Annotated in this window: 10 protein-coding genes; 2 read left to right on the forward strand and 8 right to left on the reverse strand. The window is 68.0% G+C overall.

What is annotated here, in order from left to right; genetic code table 11:
* Positions 1–22: 22 nt before the first annotated feature.
* The 4 genes from H5J31_RS19080 to H5J31_RS19095 are packed head-to-tail and all read right to left on the reverse strand — an operon-like array spanning position 23 to position 5,384.
* Positions 23–388, reverse strand: coding sequence for a hypothetical protein (locus H5J31_RS19080; RefSeq protein WP_181773951.1), 366 nt, complete (start codon positions 386–388; stop codon positions 23–25).
* 50 nt (positions 389–438) lie between these two features.
* A complete protein-coding gene (locus H5J31_RS19085; RefSeq protein WP_181773952.1) occupies positions 439–954 on the reverse strand; it encodes a hypothetical protein in 516 nt (171 codons plus the stop codon).
* Between the two features lies 1 nt (position 955).
* Positions 956–2,716 (reverse strand): substrate-binding and vWA domain-containing protein, encoded by a 1,761-nt coding sequence (locus H5J31_RS19090; RefSeq protein ID WP_181773953.1) that lies wholly within the window; start codon positions 2,714–2,716, stop codon positions 956–958.
* Positions 2,717–2,753: 37 nt separating this feature from the next.
* Positions 2,754–5,384, reverse strand: coding sequence for a P-loop NTPase fold protein (locus H5J31_RS19095; RefSeq protein ID WP_181773954.1), 2,631 nt, complete (start codon positions 5,382–5,384; stop codon positions 2,754–2,756).
* Positions 5,385–5,575: 191 nt separating this feature from the next.
* On the opposite strand from H5J31_RS19095, the gene H5J31_RS19100 reads away from it, so the two are divergent.
* Positions 5,576–6,127: a snapalysin family zinc-dependent metalloprotease gene (locus H5J31_RS19100; RefSeq protein WP_181773955.1), complete on the forward strand. Its 552-nt coding sequence runs from the start codon at positions 5,576–5,578 to the stop codon at positions 6,125–6,127.
* A gap of 49 nt (positions 6,128–6,176) precedes the next feature.
* On the opposite strand, the gene H5J31_RS19105 is transcribed toward H5J31_RS19100, so the two are convergent.
* Together H5J31_RS19105 and H5J31_RS19110 are read right to left on the reverse strand one after the other, a co-directional pair.
* The gene (locus H5J31_RS19105; protein ID WP_181773956.1) at positions 6,177–6,353 is read right to left on the reverse strand and encodes a ferredoxin; all 177 of its coding nucleotides are present in this window, start codon (positions 6,351–6,353) and stop codon (positions 6,177–6,179) included.
* A gap of 5 nt (positions 6,354–6,358) precedes the next feature.
* Complete coding sequence (locus H5J31_RS19110; RefSeq protein ID WP_181773957.1) at positions 6,359–7,561, reverse strand: cytochrome P450; 1,203 nt, start codon at positions 7,559–7,561, stop codon at positions 6,359–6,361.
* 173 nt (positions 7,562–7,734) lie between these two features.
* On the opposite strand from H5J31_RS19110, the gene H5J31_RS19115 reads away from it, so the two are divergent.
* Positions 7,735–8,655, forward strand: a complete 921-nt coding sequence (locus H5J31_RS19115) for a GbsR/MarR family transcriptional regulator (RefSeq protein ID WP_181773958.1) — start codon at positions 7,735–7,737, stop codon at positions 8,653–8,655.
* 572 nt (positions 8,656–9,227) lie between these two features.
* Here the strand turns inward: H5J31_RS19115 and H5J31_RS19120 are convergent.
* Together H5J31_RS19120 and H5J31_RS19125 are read right to left on the reverse strand one after the other, a co-directional pair.
* Entirely contained in the window at positions 9,228–14,111 is a 4,884-nt protein-coding gene (locus tag H5J31_RS19120) for a DNA repair ATPase (protein WP_181773959.1), read from the reverse strand.
* Positions 14,108–16,054 (reverse strand): flotillin family protein, encoded by a 1,947-nt coding sequence (locus H5J31_RS19125; RefSeq protein ID WP_236005262.1) that lies wholly within the window; start codon positions 16,052–16,054, stop codon positions 14,108–14,110. The genes H5J31_RS19120 and H5J31_RS19125 overlap by 4 nt, the downstream gene beginning before the upstream one ends.
* Between the last annotated feature and the right edge of the window lies 1 nt (position 16,055).

Genomic DNA, 16,055 nt, shown 5'->3' on the forward strand with positions numbered 1-16,055 from the left:
CCTCCCAGGCAGTCGTGAACACCTATCGCGGAGAGTAACCGAATCGACCACCCGATCCGGCGGCGGAACCGTCGTGCGTGGTGAAGATGCCCAGCCGCACGAGCTCTGACCTGATCCACTCGGCCAGCCGATGCAACGGTCCGTCTTCGGCCTCGACGAAGTAACTGTCCACGATCTGGTGTCGCCTGTCGGCGTGCTTCGCCGCATACAACAGCGCTGACCGTACCTCTGAGACCTTCAGCGGAGCGACCTTTATCCCGGGGGAGGGCCGCACGGTGCTCTTGGCGGCCATCACCGCCAGCACGGCCTCCTCCAGGCTGAACCGGTGCTCCACCGGTACGACCACATGTTCCACGCCCTCGACAACGCGGCGCCCGATCAACGGCATGGTGTCAGATCAGCATGACGCACGGCCGTAGTCTGTTCGCCACCGAACACTCAGCGTGGTTCGACCGCCGCGGTCGCGTCTTCGACGTTGTCCCGCAACACCTGGAGGCGGAGTCCGAGCATGACCGGATCCGGGTTCTCGTCGCGCGCGTGGCGCTCCAGCTTCTCGGCCGTCTGCTTCACCGTCACCCGCAGTTCGACGACAGCGGGCGTGTTCACCCCGTCGTGGTCTTCGAGCACCTCCACCGCTCGCTGCAGCGCCTCCAACAGCTCCTTTTCACCGGGCTTCACCGTTCTGAGGGCGGTCAGCGCGCGGCCGAGCAGGCTGTAGTGATCGAACGCGGCGGCGGGCCGCGGCTGCTGCCGTCCCTCACGCTCCGGCCGCCGCCGCCCGCCGTTCAGCACGAAGTACGCCACCTCGGCGGGGACCAGCACGGCGAACGCGGCGACGACGGCGAAGAGCCAGGCTCGCGGATGCGGCGACGTCACCCCGTGGCCCGCCACGCCGGCGACGAGCGCGAGCACCACGGCGACGACGTGGAACCTGCGGTTCTCGGGATCGGCCATGTCAGAAGTTGCTGAACACGTTCACGAACATCTTGTCGATGCTCTGCGGGTCGACGGCCTTGTAGCTGCGGGCCTTGGACTTCTGCGCGATCTCGTCCATCACGCGACCGTCGGCTTCGGGACCGTAGGCCATGGTGAAGATCCGGACGGAGTTGTCCAGCCGCGCGGCGTCGACGTCGTTCAGCACCTGCTCCTTGGTGTACCCGCCCTCGGTGTCCTTGCCGTCGGTCAGGAACACGATGGCGTTGATGAGGTTCGGGTCGAACTCGCGCCGCATCTTGGCGTTGGCGTCCACCACGGACCTGTAGAGCGCGGTGTCCCCCTTCGGCTGCAGATTCCGGATCAGGTCGATCATCGAGGTACGGACGTCCTTCACCTTGCCGATCGGCATTCTCTCCTCGGGCCCGTCCGTCGAGAACGTCCACAGCCCGACCTCGTCCTCGGGATGCAGAAGTCCGAGTTGCTCCACGATCTTGGGTTTCAGCAGGTCGATACGGCGGTCGGAGTACGGCTTGTCCGAACGGTTCCGGTCGAACTTCTCGTTCATCGACGCGGAGAGATCCAGCACCAGCAGGATCCGGCCGCGTCGTTGCGTGTAGTCCCAGCCGTCCAGCATCTTCTGGATCTGGTCCCCGGTGGGCGTGCCGATCGGCTGGGATTCCGGGATTCCTTCGGTGCCGGTGTCCTTGGCCAGCTTGGCGTTGCCGCGGCCGTCCGGATCGCGGAACCCGAGGTCGCGAAAGCGCTGCTGCTGCCCGGGCGCCCGCAGGAAGTCGGAGAAGTCCTTGGCCGCCGCGCGCTGCTCCGCGGTCGCCTTGGCCGTGGTCAGGAAGGGATGGTCGATCAGCATCGTCCCTTCCGCGGGGTGGACGGCGACGAGCGGGCGGTCCAGGTCGGCGGGATCGTCCTGCAGTTGTTTCGGATCCCCGGTCGGCGCGCCGTGGTTGTAGAGGTAGACCATCTGTTCCTGCATCGCCATCGCGCTGATGTACGGCGTCGGCTTCTTCCGGTCCTCTTCGTACAGCGTCCGCAGGAAGGCGACCGAATCGTCGCTGTAGTAGGCGACGGAAGCCTCGACGCCTCGGACGAACTGAACGGCCTCCGCCGTCTCGATCTTGTCGTAGTCGCCGCCGGTCGCGGCGAAGTAGGTCGCGATCGTCGCGGCGAGACCCGAAGTCGACCGGCGCGGATTGTCCTTGCCCAGCGTCAGGTTCCCCCACTGGGCCTTGTCCGCGCCCTTCGACGCCCAGCCGCCGTTCTGATTGACCGCGAGCACGTCACGCCAGCCGATGCTGTTGCCCGGCCAGCCCATCGCGGTGGCCATCGGCTTCGGCATCGCGATCACCATCGGGCTGGTCGCGAGCGAGGTCCTCGGACCGCCGTCGATCAGGTCGCCTTTGCCGCGCTGGCGCAGCAGATCCAGCCAGAGCGACGAACTCGGCAGCCAGACCTGCGGTTCGGGCTGCTGTTCGTCGATGTCGTTCCAGCCGCCGGCGATGAGGTCGAGCGCGGCGCCGGACGTCTTCTTGTACGCCTCGACCTTCGCGCACTTGCCGCTGCCGAACGTCCGGTTCGTGGCGTTGTACCGCTCGGCCAGTTCGTGGATCAGGTCACCCTTCTCCGTGGAGGAGCTGGTGACCAGCCGGACGCAATCGGTCCGGGCGGCGTTCGAAGGAGCGGTGACCGCGGTCGCGAGCACGACGATCACGATCGCCCCGACGACCGTGCCGAAGACGAGCGAAAGCCAGCCTGATCCCCGCATGCGCCCGCCCCCTCGCCGTCTCAGCGCGCAAGTGTATCTACCTCATGATTCCCGGTTCCGGCTCCTCGGTCACCAGATCGTAGGTTTCGAAACTGAAGCGGGCGAGGGTGCCCACCCAATTCCGATAGACCTGTAGATCATCGAAGGATTCGACGTCTATCCGCCAATCAGGTGGAAAGGCTCCGGAAAGCGATTCCCCGGCGGAAAGCGCGGTGAAGGTCGAGCGCGCGGCCACCGGATCGGCGACCAGCAGGGTGAGCAGGACGAGCACCGCCCGGTACGGCCCGCCGACGAACCGCGTCAGCTCCGCGTCGGGAATGCCGATGCGCACGAGCCGGTAGAGATTGACCAGTTTCCGGATCTCGCGCGGCGTGTTCAGCCGTTTCCGCAGCACGTGGACGAAATCGCGTTCGACGTCGGTGAGCCGTAGCCGGTCGGGGCGCATGTTGTAGAACGTCGGCGGAGTCGTGTCCTTGACGATGACCTCGACCGGCCCGCCGTTTTCCCCGCGTTCGTCGTTTTCCTCGACGTCCGGCCATTCTTCCCGCTCCGACGCATCGGACTCCCGGTGTTCGATCGGCATCAGGGCGTCGATCAGTTCGTCCGCCGCGGCACCCATCGGACGCAACGCGAACACGATCTGGAAGATCTTGTCGAGGTACTCCGTCCGCAGCATCTGCCCGTCCCCGAACAGTTCTTCGTGGTGCTGATCGAGGCATCGCCGCAGCCATCGAGGATCGACGGCCACCACCACGACGAACGCGGGCAGCGCCAGCAGCAGGTGTACCGCCGCGAGCACCTCGACGACCTTCGACGGCGGGCAGCGGTCGAGGTCGTCGATATAGAGCACGATCCGTTCCAGCGGCGGCTCGCCGGTGCCGCCCGCGAGGTGCCATTCCTTCTGCGCCGCCACCAGATCGTCGCTCAGATCCGCGAGGTCCTCCCGGACCCGGGTGAAAACCCCTTGGTAGTCACCGTATCGACCGGTCCTGGCCTCTTCGATCAGGTCGCCGAGCCGCGTGGCCGCGTCCAGCCGGCGGAGTCGTTCCTCGGTCTCCCGGACCTCGGTTTCGAAGCGTTCCGCCCGCCTGTCGACGTCGTGCCGCAGTTTGTCCAATGTGGACTTCACCGGCGCGAGGGCCGAGCGGGCGGTGGTGAGCGCCGGGGTGAGCACGGCGCCGAGCGCGACGATCGCCCCGGCCGCCGCGAGGATCGCGTTGTGCCACAAGGCCCAGCCGGTGATCGCGGCGGCGACGCCGAGTACGCCCAGCACCGCGTACCCGGCGACGGCGAGCCGCCGCCGTCGGCGTTCGGCCCGGTCCACTCCGGACACCAGCAGCCGCCAGCGCCAGGTGAGCGGGGAATCCGCTTTGACCGCACGGAGACCGGCGAGCCGGGTCCGCAGATCCTCGCGTTCGGCCCGCACCTCCGCGGCGTCCGCATGCGTCTCGGGCGCGCCGAGATTCCGGAACAGGTGATCCACCAGCCCGACCCAGAGGTGGTCGTCGTGGTATTGCCAGGCGTTGAACCGGATCTGCCGGATCTCGCCGGCGAACACGCTGTTGGCGGCGTCCCCTCGGGAGCGGCGGGCCAGCTCGGCCACCCGGTCCGCCACCTGCCGCACGAAACTCGATTTGCCGGAACCCCAAGGGCCCAGCAGGGCGACGCACAACGGCGGACTGGTCTCGCGGTCGGCGATGACCGCGGCGAGCGTGCGCACGTCGTCCTGGAAACCGATCAGGTCGACGGCGCTTTCGACGTCGGGCGTGATACGCGGGCGCGCCTTCCCCGGTTTGGGCTCGACGAAGCCGGTGCCGTCGATCTGGTTGCCGAAGCGGTCCCACACCCGGATCGTGCGATCGTCCCCGACGGAGATGATCTTCTCGTTGCCCGCGGTGCAGGCGATCGCGCGAACGTTGCCCTCGTGTCCCTTGAGGAGGGTGTACTCGGACGGGTTCTCGATCTCCCGGACGTAGACCTCGCCGCCGGAACCGCCGGACAGCACCAGTTTCCCGTCCGGGCTGAACGCCAAGGCGCGCACGACCCCGGCATGTCCCGGGAAGACGAGCGCGGGATCGCCCTTCCGCCCCCAGGACCGGACCGTCTCGCCCTCACCGGACAGTATCTGGGCGCCGTCGGCCGAGACCGCGACCACATGGACCGCTCCCGCACCGCCGAACCGGTAGTGGGAAACGACTTCGCGGTCCCAGAGCCGCACGCCGCCGGTGTCGTCACCGGCGACCACGACCCGGCCGTCCGGGGTCACCGCGACCGATTCGATCTCCGGGCCGCCGGTGCGGAGGCCGTGCACGGTCACGCCGTCCATCCGCCGGACCTCGACGGTGCTCCCCGCGCCGGACACGGCGAAATCCCTCGCCACCGCGACCGCGAGGGTCCGCTTGGTGGTCTGGACCTCAGGGGGAAGTGCCTCGCGACCGGTGAGCCGCCAGCGCCGCACGGTCACCCCATCGCAACCGACCACGTGCCGTCCCGAAATACCCACCGCGAGCACCGGCTGGTCGTGGCCGCTCAACACGAATCGCTGTGCGCCGGTCTCCAGGTCCCAGACCCGCACCGTCCTGTCCGCACCCCCGGTGACCAGGCGATTTCCGTTCACCGCGACCGCGAGGATCGGTTCTTCGTGCCCGGTGAATCGTGCCGTCGTCATAAGGGGACAGTCTTCCGTCCACGTCAAGACAATGGTTAACGACAGGCGACTATCGGCGGGTTCCGCCGTGACCCGGCCAGGTCCTAACATCACGCGGAGGCAACGGAGGACTACGCACAGGTCCCGACCTGCCCGAACACAGTGTCGACACTGCCCCTCATTCCAGCTTGCCTTAAACGCGAGGAGAAAACGTGCTTCGACGTACCTTCGCCGCGGTGCTCACCGGCGCCGCGCTCTCTATTTCGGTGCTCTCGGCGCCCACCGCCGGTGCCGCCGAGATCATGGCGACCACGCTGACCTACGACGACAGCCAGGCCGCGGAATTCAAGGACGCGGTGGCCGCCGGCGTCAACGTCTGGAACACCAACGTCACCAACGTCCGCCTCGTGAAGGCGACGCCGGGGCAGCGGGTGAACATCCGGATCATCGCCGACAACGGCTGGCCGCGCGCCACCCTCGGACCCGTTCGCCCGAGCGGCACGGTCACCGTGTGGTACGGCAGGCAGGCCGTCCAGCAGGGCTACAACAAGACCCGGATCGCGTCCCACGAACTCGGCCACAGCCTCGGCCTGCCGGACGTCAAGCCCGGCCCGTGCTCGTCGCTGATGTCCGGCTCGACCGGCGGCGTCAGCTGCGCCAGCGTGAACCCCAACGCGCAGGAGAAGGCCCGAGTCCAGCAGCTCTACGCCGGCACCGCCGTCCAGAGCGCCGACGCGGGCAAGGTCCTCGCCGAGGTCGGTTGATCGGAGTGCCAGGGGGTGCCCGCCCGGCACCCCCTGGCAGCTCGGCCGGTCAGCTCGCGGTGATCGCCGCGGCCGGGCACAGCTGTACCGCGTCGCCGACGTCGGCGGGTTCCGGATCCAGCAGCCGGACCTTGCCCTCTTCTTCGTCCTGATCGAACACCGCGGGGGCGGTCAGTACGCACATTCCGGCGCCCACACAGCGTTCGCGGTCCACCGCGAGTTTCATCGCGCTCAGCCCCACGCCACCGGGAGCGCGTGCACTCCGTAGATGTCGGAGTTCGTCCGCAGCGGGACCTCTTCGGCGGGCACGGCCAGCCGCAGTCCCGGGAACCTGGCGAGCAGCCCGGTGAACGCGACCCGCATCTGGACCCGTGCGAGCTGCTGCCCGAGGCATTGGTGCACCCCGTGCCCGAAACTCGCGTGCCCGGCGGCCTTCCGGTCGATGTCGAACCGGTCGGGGTCCGGGAACTTCAGCGGGTCGCGGTTGGCCGCCATCGCCGAGATCGCGACCGTCTCCCCCGCCTTGACGAGCTGCCCGCCCACTTCGACGTCCTCCAGCGCGGCGCGCATCCCGGTATGCGTGATGGTCAGGTAGCGCAGGAGTTCCTCGACCGCTCCTTCCATCTTCTCGGGGTCCTCGCGCAGCGCGGCGAGCTGGTCCGGATGCTGGAGCAGCGCGAAGGTGCCCAGCGCCAGCATGTTGGCCGTGGTGTCCAAACCGGCCCCCAGCAACAGGAACGCGATGCTGGTGAGTTCCTCGTCGGTGAGCTCGGTGCCGGTCAGCTCGCCGAGGATGTCGTCCGTCGGCTCGGCGCGTTTCGCCACGATGAGCCGGTAGAGGTACTCCCCCAAGGCATTGATGGCGGCCATCTTGTCGTCCATCGAACCGCCGGGATCGTTCAGCGGCGCGACATTGCGGCGGAAGAAATCGTGGTCGTCGTACGGGACACCGAGCAGTTCGCAGATCATCAGCGCCGGGATCGGCTGGGCGAACGCCTCCACCAGATCGACGGGTCCTCCGTATCGCTCCATGGCGTCGAGATGCTCCGCGGTCACCTGCTCGACCCGTTCGGTGAGCATCCGCATGCGGCGGACGGTGAACTTCCCGGTGAGCAGCCTGCGGTACCGCGCGTGCTCGGGGCCGTCCATCTTGATGAACATCCCGGGCGGCGCCGGCGGTGGCGGCTCCATCGCGGCGGGCCCCGGCAGCGGCGAGTGGTTCAGCTCCTGCCGTGAACTGAACCGGGGATCGGCCGTGATGCTCCGGATCACCGCGTGCCCCGTCGCGAGCCAGCCTTCGTGGCCGTCGGGGAAGGTCATCCGGACGATCGGGTGCTCGTCGCGCAGCGGGGCGAGTTCGGCGGGCGGGTCGAACGGGCAACCCGGCGGCCGACCGGCGGGCAATTCCGTGAGATGGGGTACTGACTTCGTCACAGCTGGTTCCTCCCAGTTCTTCAGCTATGTCCAAAGGCTACGTTGCCTTTATTCTTCGCTCAAAGTTCTCTCCCTATGTTTTTCCTTGTTATTGCTGGTAGAGTCCGGGAAATCGTTGCAACAGCAATGAAGCTGAATGCAACACTTCGTTGCAATGACCTGGGAGTGAACGCATGCCGGGCGGCAGACTGACGCAGGAAGACCGGCGACTGATCGCGGGGTGGCTCGGAGACGGACTCGGGTATGCCGAGATCGCCCGGCGGCTCGGGCGGCCGACGTCGACGATCAGCCGCGAGATCTCCCGCAACAGCGGGCGTTCCGGCTACCGCGCCGAAGAAGCCGGCCGGGTGACCGGCGAACGCGCACGGCGTCGCCGGAAGCCGCCCGCACAGGGGATCGCGGACGTCACCCGCGGCTATGGCCGCGACCCGGAAGCCGTGCACCGCTTCGAGCGGGACTTCACCGAGATGATGATCCAGACCGGACTGCCGCGGATGGTGGCGCGCGTGCTCGCCTGCCTGGCCGTCAGCGACCGCGGGATCCTCACCGCGGCCGAACTCGCCCATCGGCTCCAGGTCAGCCCGGCGTCGATCTCGAACGCCGTCGCCTACCTCGAAACGCAGGCGATGGTCAAACGGGAACGGGACGGGCGCCGGGAACGGTACGTCGTCGACGAGGAGATGCCGCAGCGGGTGTGGGCCGAAAGCGTCCGCGCGAACCAAGCGTGGGTCGAGGTCACCCGCCAGGGCGCCGAAGTCCTCGGCCTGGCGACCCCCGCAGGCGCCCGCATGGACGACCTCGCCCGATTCCACGCCCGCATCAACGAAATCATGCTGGACGACCGGGTCGCGGTCTTCGTCGCGGACGCCGTGACCGTACTCGCCGCTTTGCTGCACGCCGCCCGGCCACTCTCCGTTTCCGCCCTCGCGGAGGCGCTGGGATGGACTTCGGAGCGGGTCTCGGCCGCCTTGCGGATGGTGACCGAGCACCCGCACGTCGCCGGCCCAGTGACCGTGGTGACCACGGACGGGGAGTTCCAAGCGGTCCCTTTGCTGGAACGCCTGACACCCGCCCAACTGGCCGCGCTGGACTGAACGCGCGCTATGAACGGCCCGTTACTTGCAAAATTTGCAAGTAACGGGCCGTTCATGGCATCCGCAGATGCTAGAACGGCCACCTCCGCCAGGGCCGTCCCTTCAGCACACGAACGAGGACACCCGGCCCTCGACGCCGATCTCGCGTGCTTGAACACCGATCTCACGTGCTTGAGTGGCGATCACACGTGATTGGACGGACGGCACACGTGATTGAGTGGACGACTCGCGTGATTGAGTGGACGGCACACCGCACCCGGACTTCGCAGCATGCCGTCCGGCCAATCACGCTTGCCGTCCGGCCAATCACGCTTGCCGTCCGTCTAAACACGCTTGCCGTCCGGCCAATCACGCTTGCCGTCCGGCCAATCACGCTTGCCGTCCGGCCAATCACGCTTGCCGTCCGTTTGAGCACGTGTGTCGTCCGTTTGAGTGTGTGGGTAGGCGTGATTGGGGACGTTCCTGTGGCCTTGAAGTCGCCAGTGTCATGAAAGGGTCTTCCAGGACGTTTTTCGTCCTGAAAGACCCTTTCATGACACCTTGCGGAATGGAGCGGCCAAGCTGAGCCGAGGTCAGGTCACCTCGCGGATGACCAAACGTTCCGAAGCCCGTTCGATCGCCGCTTCCACCGCGCCGACCCGGTCCGCCAGCAGGCCCACCGCACCGACGGCCCGGCTCATCGGATCCTCGTCGTCCCCGCCCAGGGCCTGCGCTCGCAGGTAGGCCGATTTGACGTCCGCCCAGCGCCGCGCCTGGTCGTCGCTCAGCCGTCCGCGCAGTTCGGCCAGTTTGAGCAGGTTGGCCTCGGCGCCCGAGGTCAGCGTCTGCGCCTCGCCGGCGTAGTGGTCGTCGATCAGCGCTTCGAGTTCGGCGTCGTTCATCGCGGGCACGATCCGGCCGGCGAGTTTGTTCATGTTCCGGTACGAACCCTGGAGCTGGAACGGCGGTTCGACCCGGGACGCGTCCGCCTGCGCCGCCGAAGCGATGTAGGCCTGGTTGTTCTTCAGGACGATCCGCTGCACCTGGATCAGTTTCCGCAGCACGGCGAGGATCTGTTCCAGTTCGGTCGCCGAGTACGCGTGCTTCAGCTGATCCGCGCGCACCGAACCGTCACCGCGGGCCAGGCGCACCAGAACGTCCACATCGGACCGTTCGCGCGAGACCAGCGGCGCCAGCACGGTGTTCGCGGTGAGCGAGTTCTCGATGTAGCTCAGCGCGAACAGATCTTCCTTGCCCGAAAGCACGTCGCCGAGATTCCACACGTCCGCACGGTTGGCGAGCATGTCGGGGATCCGGAACCGCTTGCCCTGCTCGGTGTACGGGTTACCGGCCATGCAGACCGCGAACCGCTTGCCGCGCAGGTCGTAGGTCCGCGTGCGGCCTTCCCACACGCCTTCCATCCGCCGCTGCGCGTCGCACAGCGAAATGAACTTCTGCAGCAGTTCGGGCGACGTGTGCTGGATGTCGTCCAGGTACAGCAGCACGTTGTTGCCCTGCTCCAGCGCGAACGAGATCTTCTCGACCTCCTGCCGCGCGGTCGCGTTGGGCGCGTCCGCCGGGTCGACCGAGGTGACGTCGTGCCCGAGCGCCGGACCGTTCACCTTGACGAACACCAGCCCGAGGCGGCTCGCGACGTACTCCATGAGCGTCGTCTTGCCGTACCCCGGCGGCGAGATGAGCAGCAGCAGGCCGGACTGATCGGTGCGCCGTGCGTCGCCGGTCGCGCCGAGTTGCTTGGCGAGGTTGTCGCCGATCAACGGCAGGTAGACCTCGTCGAGCAGCCTGTTGCGCACGAAGGCGCTCATCACCTTCGGCTTGTACTCGCCCAGCCGCAGCCTGTCCCGCTCGGCCGCCACCAGTTCGTTGCGCTGCCGCTGGTACGCCCGGAAACCCGGGACCCGGTCGCGCCGGAACCGCAGCGTCCTGGCGAGCGTCTCGTCGAGCCGCAGCGTCAGGGACCTGTTGACGATGCGGGCATGCGAACCGAGCAGACCGTCCACAGTGGCCGAAAGCTCCGCCGAGGAGTCGTACCGGGGCAGGTCGGCCAGCTCGATCGCGACGGCCTCCGCCAGCTCGTCACCGGGCGTGCCCGAAGCCTCCACAAAGGACTTCAGCCACGCTTCGGCGAGCTGGTGCCGGTCGGCGAGGTCGTCGAGCGCGCGCAGGTCGTCGGTGAAGCTCCGGCGGTCGAGCCGGAACTTGTCGAGCAACGTCCGCGCGCCACCGCTGGTGACGAAGCCCGGCGACCCGTCGGCCAGTTCCTCGAACAGGTACTCGCCCGCGGATTCGAGATCCAGCGTCAGTCCGGAAGACGCGGCGAACGCGGACATCGCCTCGGTGAGTTCCCGCGCCAGCGCGTCGATCGCCGTGGTGTGCCCGAACGCCTCCCGCACCCGCGCGAGCGACGCGGACCGCGTCGTCCACGCGGACTTCGCCGCCTCTTCCGCACCGAACGCCCAGAACAGCTGGGCGGCGGCCCGGGCGGCGGGCGGGTAGCGCAGCAATCCCGCGGCGGACCGCAGGCGCAGCAACGCGGACAGGATCGCGGTGGCGTCGTGGTCGTGCACGCCCCGCGCGTACCCCTCGTCGTACCGGTCCCCCGCGACGCGGCGGACGACCTCGAGCAGGCCGTCGTCCTGCAGATCCGGCTTTTCGAGCAGGATCGACGTCGCCAGGTACTCGGCGCGATAGACCTCGGGCGACTCCGAGACCAGCAACTGGTCCCAGTACGGCCGCGTCGCCTCGAACGACTCGTCCCGCACGGGAGACCGGTAGTCGGTCCCGGTGATCGCGAACTTCATCCCGCCCTCGTGCGGCACCAGGGTGAGGTCGATGTCCTGCGTGTTGACCGCGAAGGTGTTGCGGCCCAGGCGGATCGTCTCCCCGCCCTCGCCGTAGAGGTCGAGCCGGTCGCGCAGCGCGCGGCCCGCCTCCTGGCGAGCGGCCTTGACACGGCCTTCGAGTTCTTCGGCGCGCACCTGGTCGCCGAGGTCGCGCAGTTCGGCGACGACGCTGCGCAGCTTCGCGACCATCGGGTCGGACGCGAAGTAGGTGTTGATCTCGTCGACGGAGCCGAGCGTGCCGACCCGCCTGGTCACACTCGCGAGGATCCGCTCGGCCGAATCGACCAGCCTGTCCGCGCGGCGCGCCCGTTCGTCGAGCAGCGCCTGCTTGCGCGAGGAGAACGCTTCGTAGACGTCGGTACGCTTCTCCCCCAGCGAGACCAGGAAATCGTCGAACTCGCCGAACCGCGATTCGAGGTTTTCCAGCTGCAGCAGCAAGCGACCCAGCTGCTCGTCGCAGCGGTCCGGGGTGTCCGCGACCGCGAGCCCGCCGGTGATGGCCTGCGCCAGCAGCGCGAACTCGGCGGCGAACTCCGCCCGGCCCTCGGTCTCCAGCAGTTCCTTGCGCCGTGCCTCCAGGGTGGCCCTGGCCCGGTTGACCCCGCCGATGACCTCGCCGACGCGCTCCAGGATCTTCGTCCGCACCACGGCGTCCGCGATCTCCAGCCCGCCGACGACGTCGGTGAGGACCTCCAGCCCGCCGGACTGTTCGTCGAGCCGCTCGGCGACCGGGACCGCCTCGGCGACGGTCGTGATCGCGCCCGCCGCGGTGACCAGCCCGTCCACCTCGGCGTGATAGCTCGTGAACGCGTCCTCGCCCTGCAGGAACCGCACGGCCCGCTGAGCGGCCTCGCCGAACTCCGTGTCCAGGCCGGCGATCAGCTTGTCCACGCGGTCCGTGTCGACGTACCGCAGTTCCCGCACGGTGACCAGATGGCCTCGCGCGCGATGCATTTCGGCGAGCCGGCGCACCCACGCGTCGGCCGCGTTCAGCGCCTCGCCCCGCACCCTCCGCACGAGCGAGGCGACGTCCGCCTCTGCCTCGTCGACGGCTTCCGCCGCCTGCGCGGTGAGCGAGGTGACCGTCTCGAACTCGTCGAGCACCTGCTCCGCGGTGACGCGGACGTCGGAGAGCGGCGAACGCAGGTCGCCGAGTTCGGCCTCCCCGAGCCAGTGATAGTGGTCGAAGACGCGCGCGCACGCGGCGATCAGCGCCTCGAACACGGCCGCCGACGGCGCCATCTCGCCGACCATCCGGCCGATCGAGAGGCAGTCGGAGATCCCGCGGACCAGATCGGCGTTGCCGACCCGCTCCAGAGGCCCGGTCCCGGCCGGCTGAGAGGCGGCGTAGGTGTCCGATTGGAACGGCGTCCGCCACACCTGCATCGGGTGCACGCGGCTCGGTTCGTCGGACGACGCCCGGAACAGCACCATCGTGCCGTCGTCGAACAGCGAGTACCCGTGGCACGGGATCGGGTTCGAGACCTCTTTGCGGATCACGTTGTACGGCAGGAGAAGCGAGCGGCCGTCGGCCCTGGCGTGGAAGACGTAGAGCACGTCCTCCCCGTTGGGCGAGCGGATCACCCGCTCGAATTCGAGACCGTCCACGGTGGTGTCGAACGTCTTGCTGACACCGGTGTCGAGGTAGTAGCCGCCGGGGAAGATGATCCCGTGGTCCTCGGGCAGCCGCTGGCACGCCTGCCCGATCCCGTCGAGGCGCACCACGTCCCGCGTGCGGGTGTTGAACACCAGGTACCGGTGTTCGGTCTCCTTGTACGGCAGCATCCTCAGCAGGATCAACGGGCCGATCCTGGCGTAGGACACCTCGGCGTCGGCCAGGCTCTGCAGCGGCTCGTCGACAGGCTCCGAGTAGACACCCTCGCCGGTCTCGGTGTTGTTCTCGACCTTGATCGTCAGGTTTCCGCCGACGGTCTCGACGAACACCTCGTCCTCGATCGAGATATGCGGATGCCGCCCGAGAACGTGGTGCTCGCGGGCGGTCTCGATCCACTCGAAGTCGTGCGACGGCGGGAAGACGTGGTCGCGTTCACCTCGGCTGTCCACATAGGACACCGTGCCGTCCGAGGCGATCCCCCAGCGCAGCACGCGGATGTCCTCGGTCCGGGGACCGATCTGGAACACGGCGAGCAGTTTGCCCTCGACCCGCCGCAGCTGCAGCAGCTTCGCCTGCCGGTAGTACCGGTACAGCTCGGCGAAGTCACGGGCGAACTGCTCGTCACGCAGCAGTCCAGGCAGCTCCTCGGCGGGCACGTCGTCGAAACGGAACGCTTCCTCGTCATGACTGAAGCCGTGCAGCGAGAAGACGTCGTCGACCGTCGTCTCGGGTTTGAGCCCGATGAAGACGTTGTAGCCGAACAACATCCGCCCGCCGACCGACACGACGTCCCGCGGCACGCAGTTGTTCTCGGTGCGGATCCGTTCCGTGCCGATCAGCGCGAGCTGCGCGCTGCCGAAGACCCCGAGTCGCGCGGTGTTGAGTTCGTCCGCGCGTTTCGCCAGTTCGGCGGCCTGTGTGGCGAGCCGGGCGCGGAGCACCTCATAGGTGCCCGCGTCCAGCTGCTCCGTTCCTGCCGCCGGTTCGGTCGCCGTCACTGCTTCGCGGGGGCGAGGGCGGCGACGGACTTGTCGGCGAGGCCGAGCCGCTGCGCCATGGCCAGCAGTTCCTGCACCTTGCCGGTGTCCGGGCCACCCGCCTGCAGCTGCTTGGCCAGGAAGGCCGACAGCGTCAGGTTCTTCACGTCCTCGGTGCTCACCGAGCCGAGCAGCTTGCCGATGTCGTCGGTGAAGCTGCCGGAGCCGTCGAGCCACGACTTCCCGAGGGTCTGGACGACGTCCGAGTGCTCGACGAAACCGTCCACGCTCTTGCCGAGGCCGATGGAGCCGATGACCTTCTCGAAGAACATCGTCTCGCCGCCGACGATGTCGATGTCGGCCTTCTCCAGCCCGATCCCGAGCACCGTGGCCTGGGCCTCGGCGACCTCGCGCTGGACGTTGAGCGCCGCGAGCCGGATCTCCTTCTCGGCCTCCAGGCGCAGGCGGTACTCCTCGTGCTGACGGCTGGCCGTGTCGAGCGCGGCCATCGCGGCGGCCTTCTCGGTGAGACCTTCGGCCTCGCCCTTGAGCTTGTCGCGCATCCCGTCGGCGAGCACGATCGCCTTCTCGCGTTCGACGATCGCCTCGGCGCGGCCGACCTTCTCCAGCGCGTCCGCGTCGCGTTCCTTGACCTGCGCCGCGGCCAGGCCGATGGCGGCCTCCTCGGCCTGGATGCCCTCCGCCAGGCGGATCTTCGCGCGGGTGTCCAGTTCGGCGGCCTGCTGGCGCGCTTCGGCCAGCGTCAGCTCCTCGCGGGCCTTGTGCTTCGACGCCGCCTCGGCGGCTTCCGCGGCCTTGATGTCCTTGACGAGGTTTTCCTGCGCCTCCGCCTCGGCCCGGATGATGATGGCCGAGCGCTGACGCTCCGCCTCTTCGACGACGCGGAGCTTCTTGATGTTCTCTTCCTGCTCCGCCACCGTCTTCTCGACCGCGATCCGCTCGCGGATCACCTCGGCGATCGACCGCTTCTCGGTCTCGACTTCCTTGTCCTTGGCGATGCGGGACAGTTCGGTCTCGCGTTCGCGGCCGATGACCTCGAGCAGCCTGTCCTTCTCGATGCGTTCGCTCTCGATCGCGATCACCCGCTCGCGGTTCTTGCCCGCGACCTCGATCTCACGCTGCTGGTTCTGGTGCTGGATGCCCAGCTGCTCGTCCGTGCGCAGGCCCGCGGCCTGCGACTTGAGCCGCTCCTCCGCCTGCACCTTGGCGATCTCGGCCTCTTCGCGTGCCCGCATGGTCTCGACCTCGCGGCGTTGCTTGATCTCGGCGTCGGCCTGCCGGCGCTCCAGTTCGAGGATCGCCTCACGCGCGTCCACGTTCTGGCGGGTGATCTCTTTCTCCTCGCCGCGGCGGAACTCGTTGGTCCGCACGTGCTCGATCGCGGTCAGCTCGGTGATCTTGCGGATACCCTGCGCGTCGAGGATGTTCGCGGAATCGAGCTGCGCCATCGGCGTCTGCTCGAGGTAGTCGATGGCCGCGTCCTCGAGGCTGTATCCATTGAGGTCGGTGCCGATGACGCGGATGATCTGGTCACGGAATTCGTGACGCTTGGTGTAGAGATCCACGAAGTCGAGCTGCTTGCCGACGGTCTTCAACGCTTCCGAGAACTTGGCGTTGAACAGTTCCTGCAGGGTCGCCTCGTCGCTGGCGCGTTCCGTACCGATCGCCTGCGCGACCTTGATGACGTCCTCGACGGTCTTGTTGACCCGCACGAAGAACGAGATCCGGATGTCGGCGCGGATGTTGTCCCGGCAGATCAGGCCTTCACGGCCGGTCCGGGTGATCTCCATCGCCTTGACCGAGGTGTCCATGATCTCGGCCTTGTGCAGCACCGGGAGCACGATCGCCCCGGTGAAGGTGACGTCGACCCGGCGGACCTTCGAAATGATCAACGCCTTGCCCTGAGGCACCTTCTTGAACAACCTGGTGATCGTGAAGAGCAAG

Origin of the sequence: Amycolatopsis pittospori (genome assembly GCF_013870525.1) — a bacterium.
GTDB classification, from domain to species: domain Bacteria; phylum Actinomycetota; class Actinomycetes; order Mycobacteriales; family Pseudonocardiaceae; genus Amycolatopsis; species Amycolatopsis pittospori.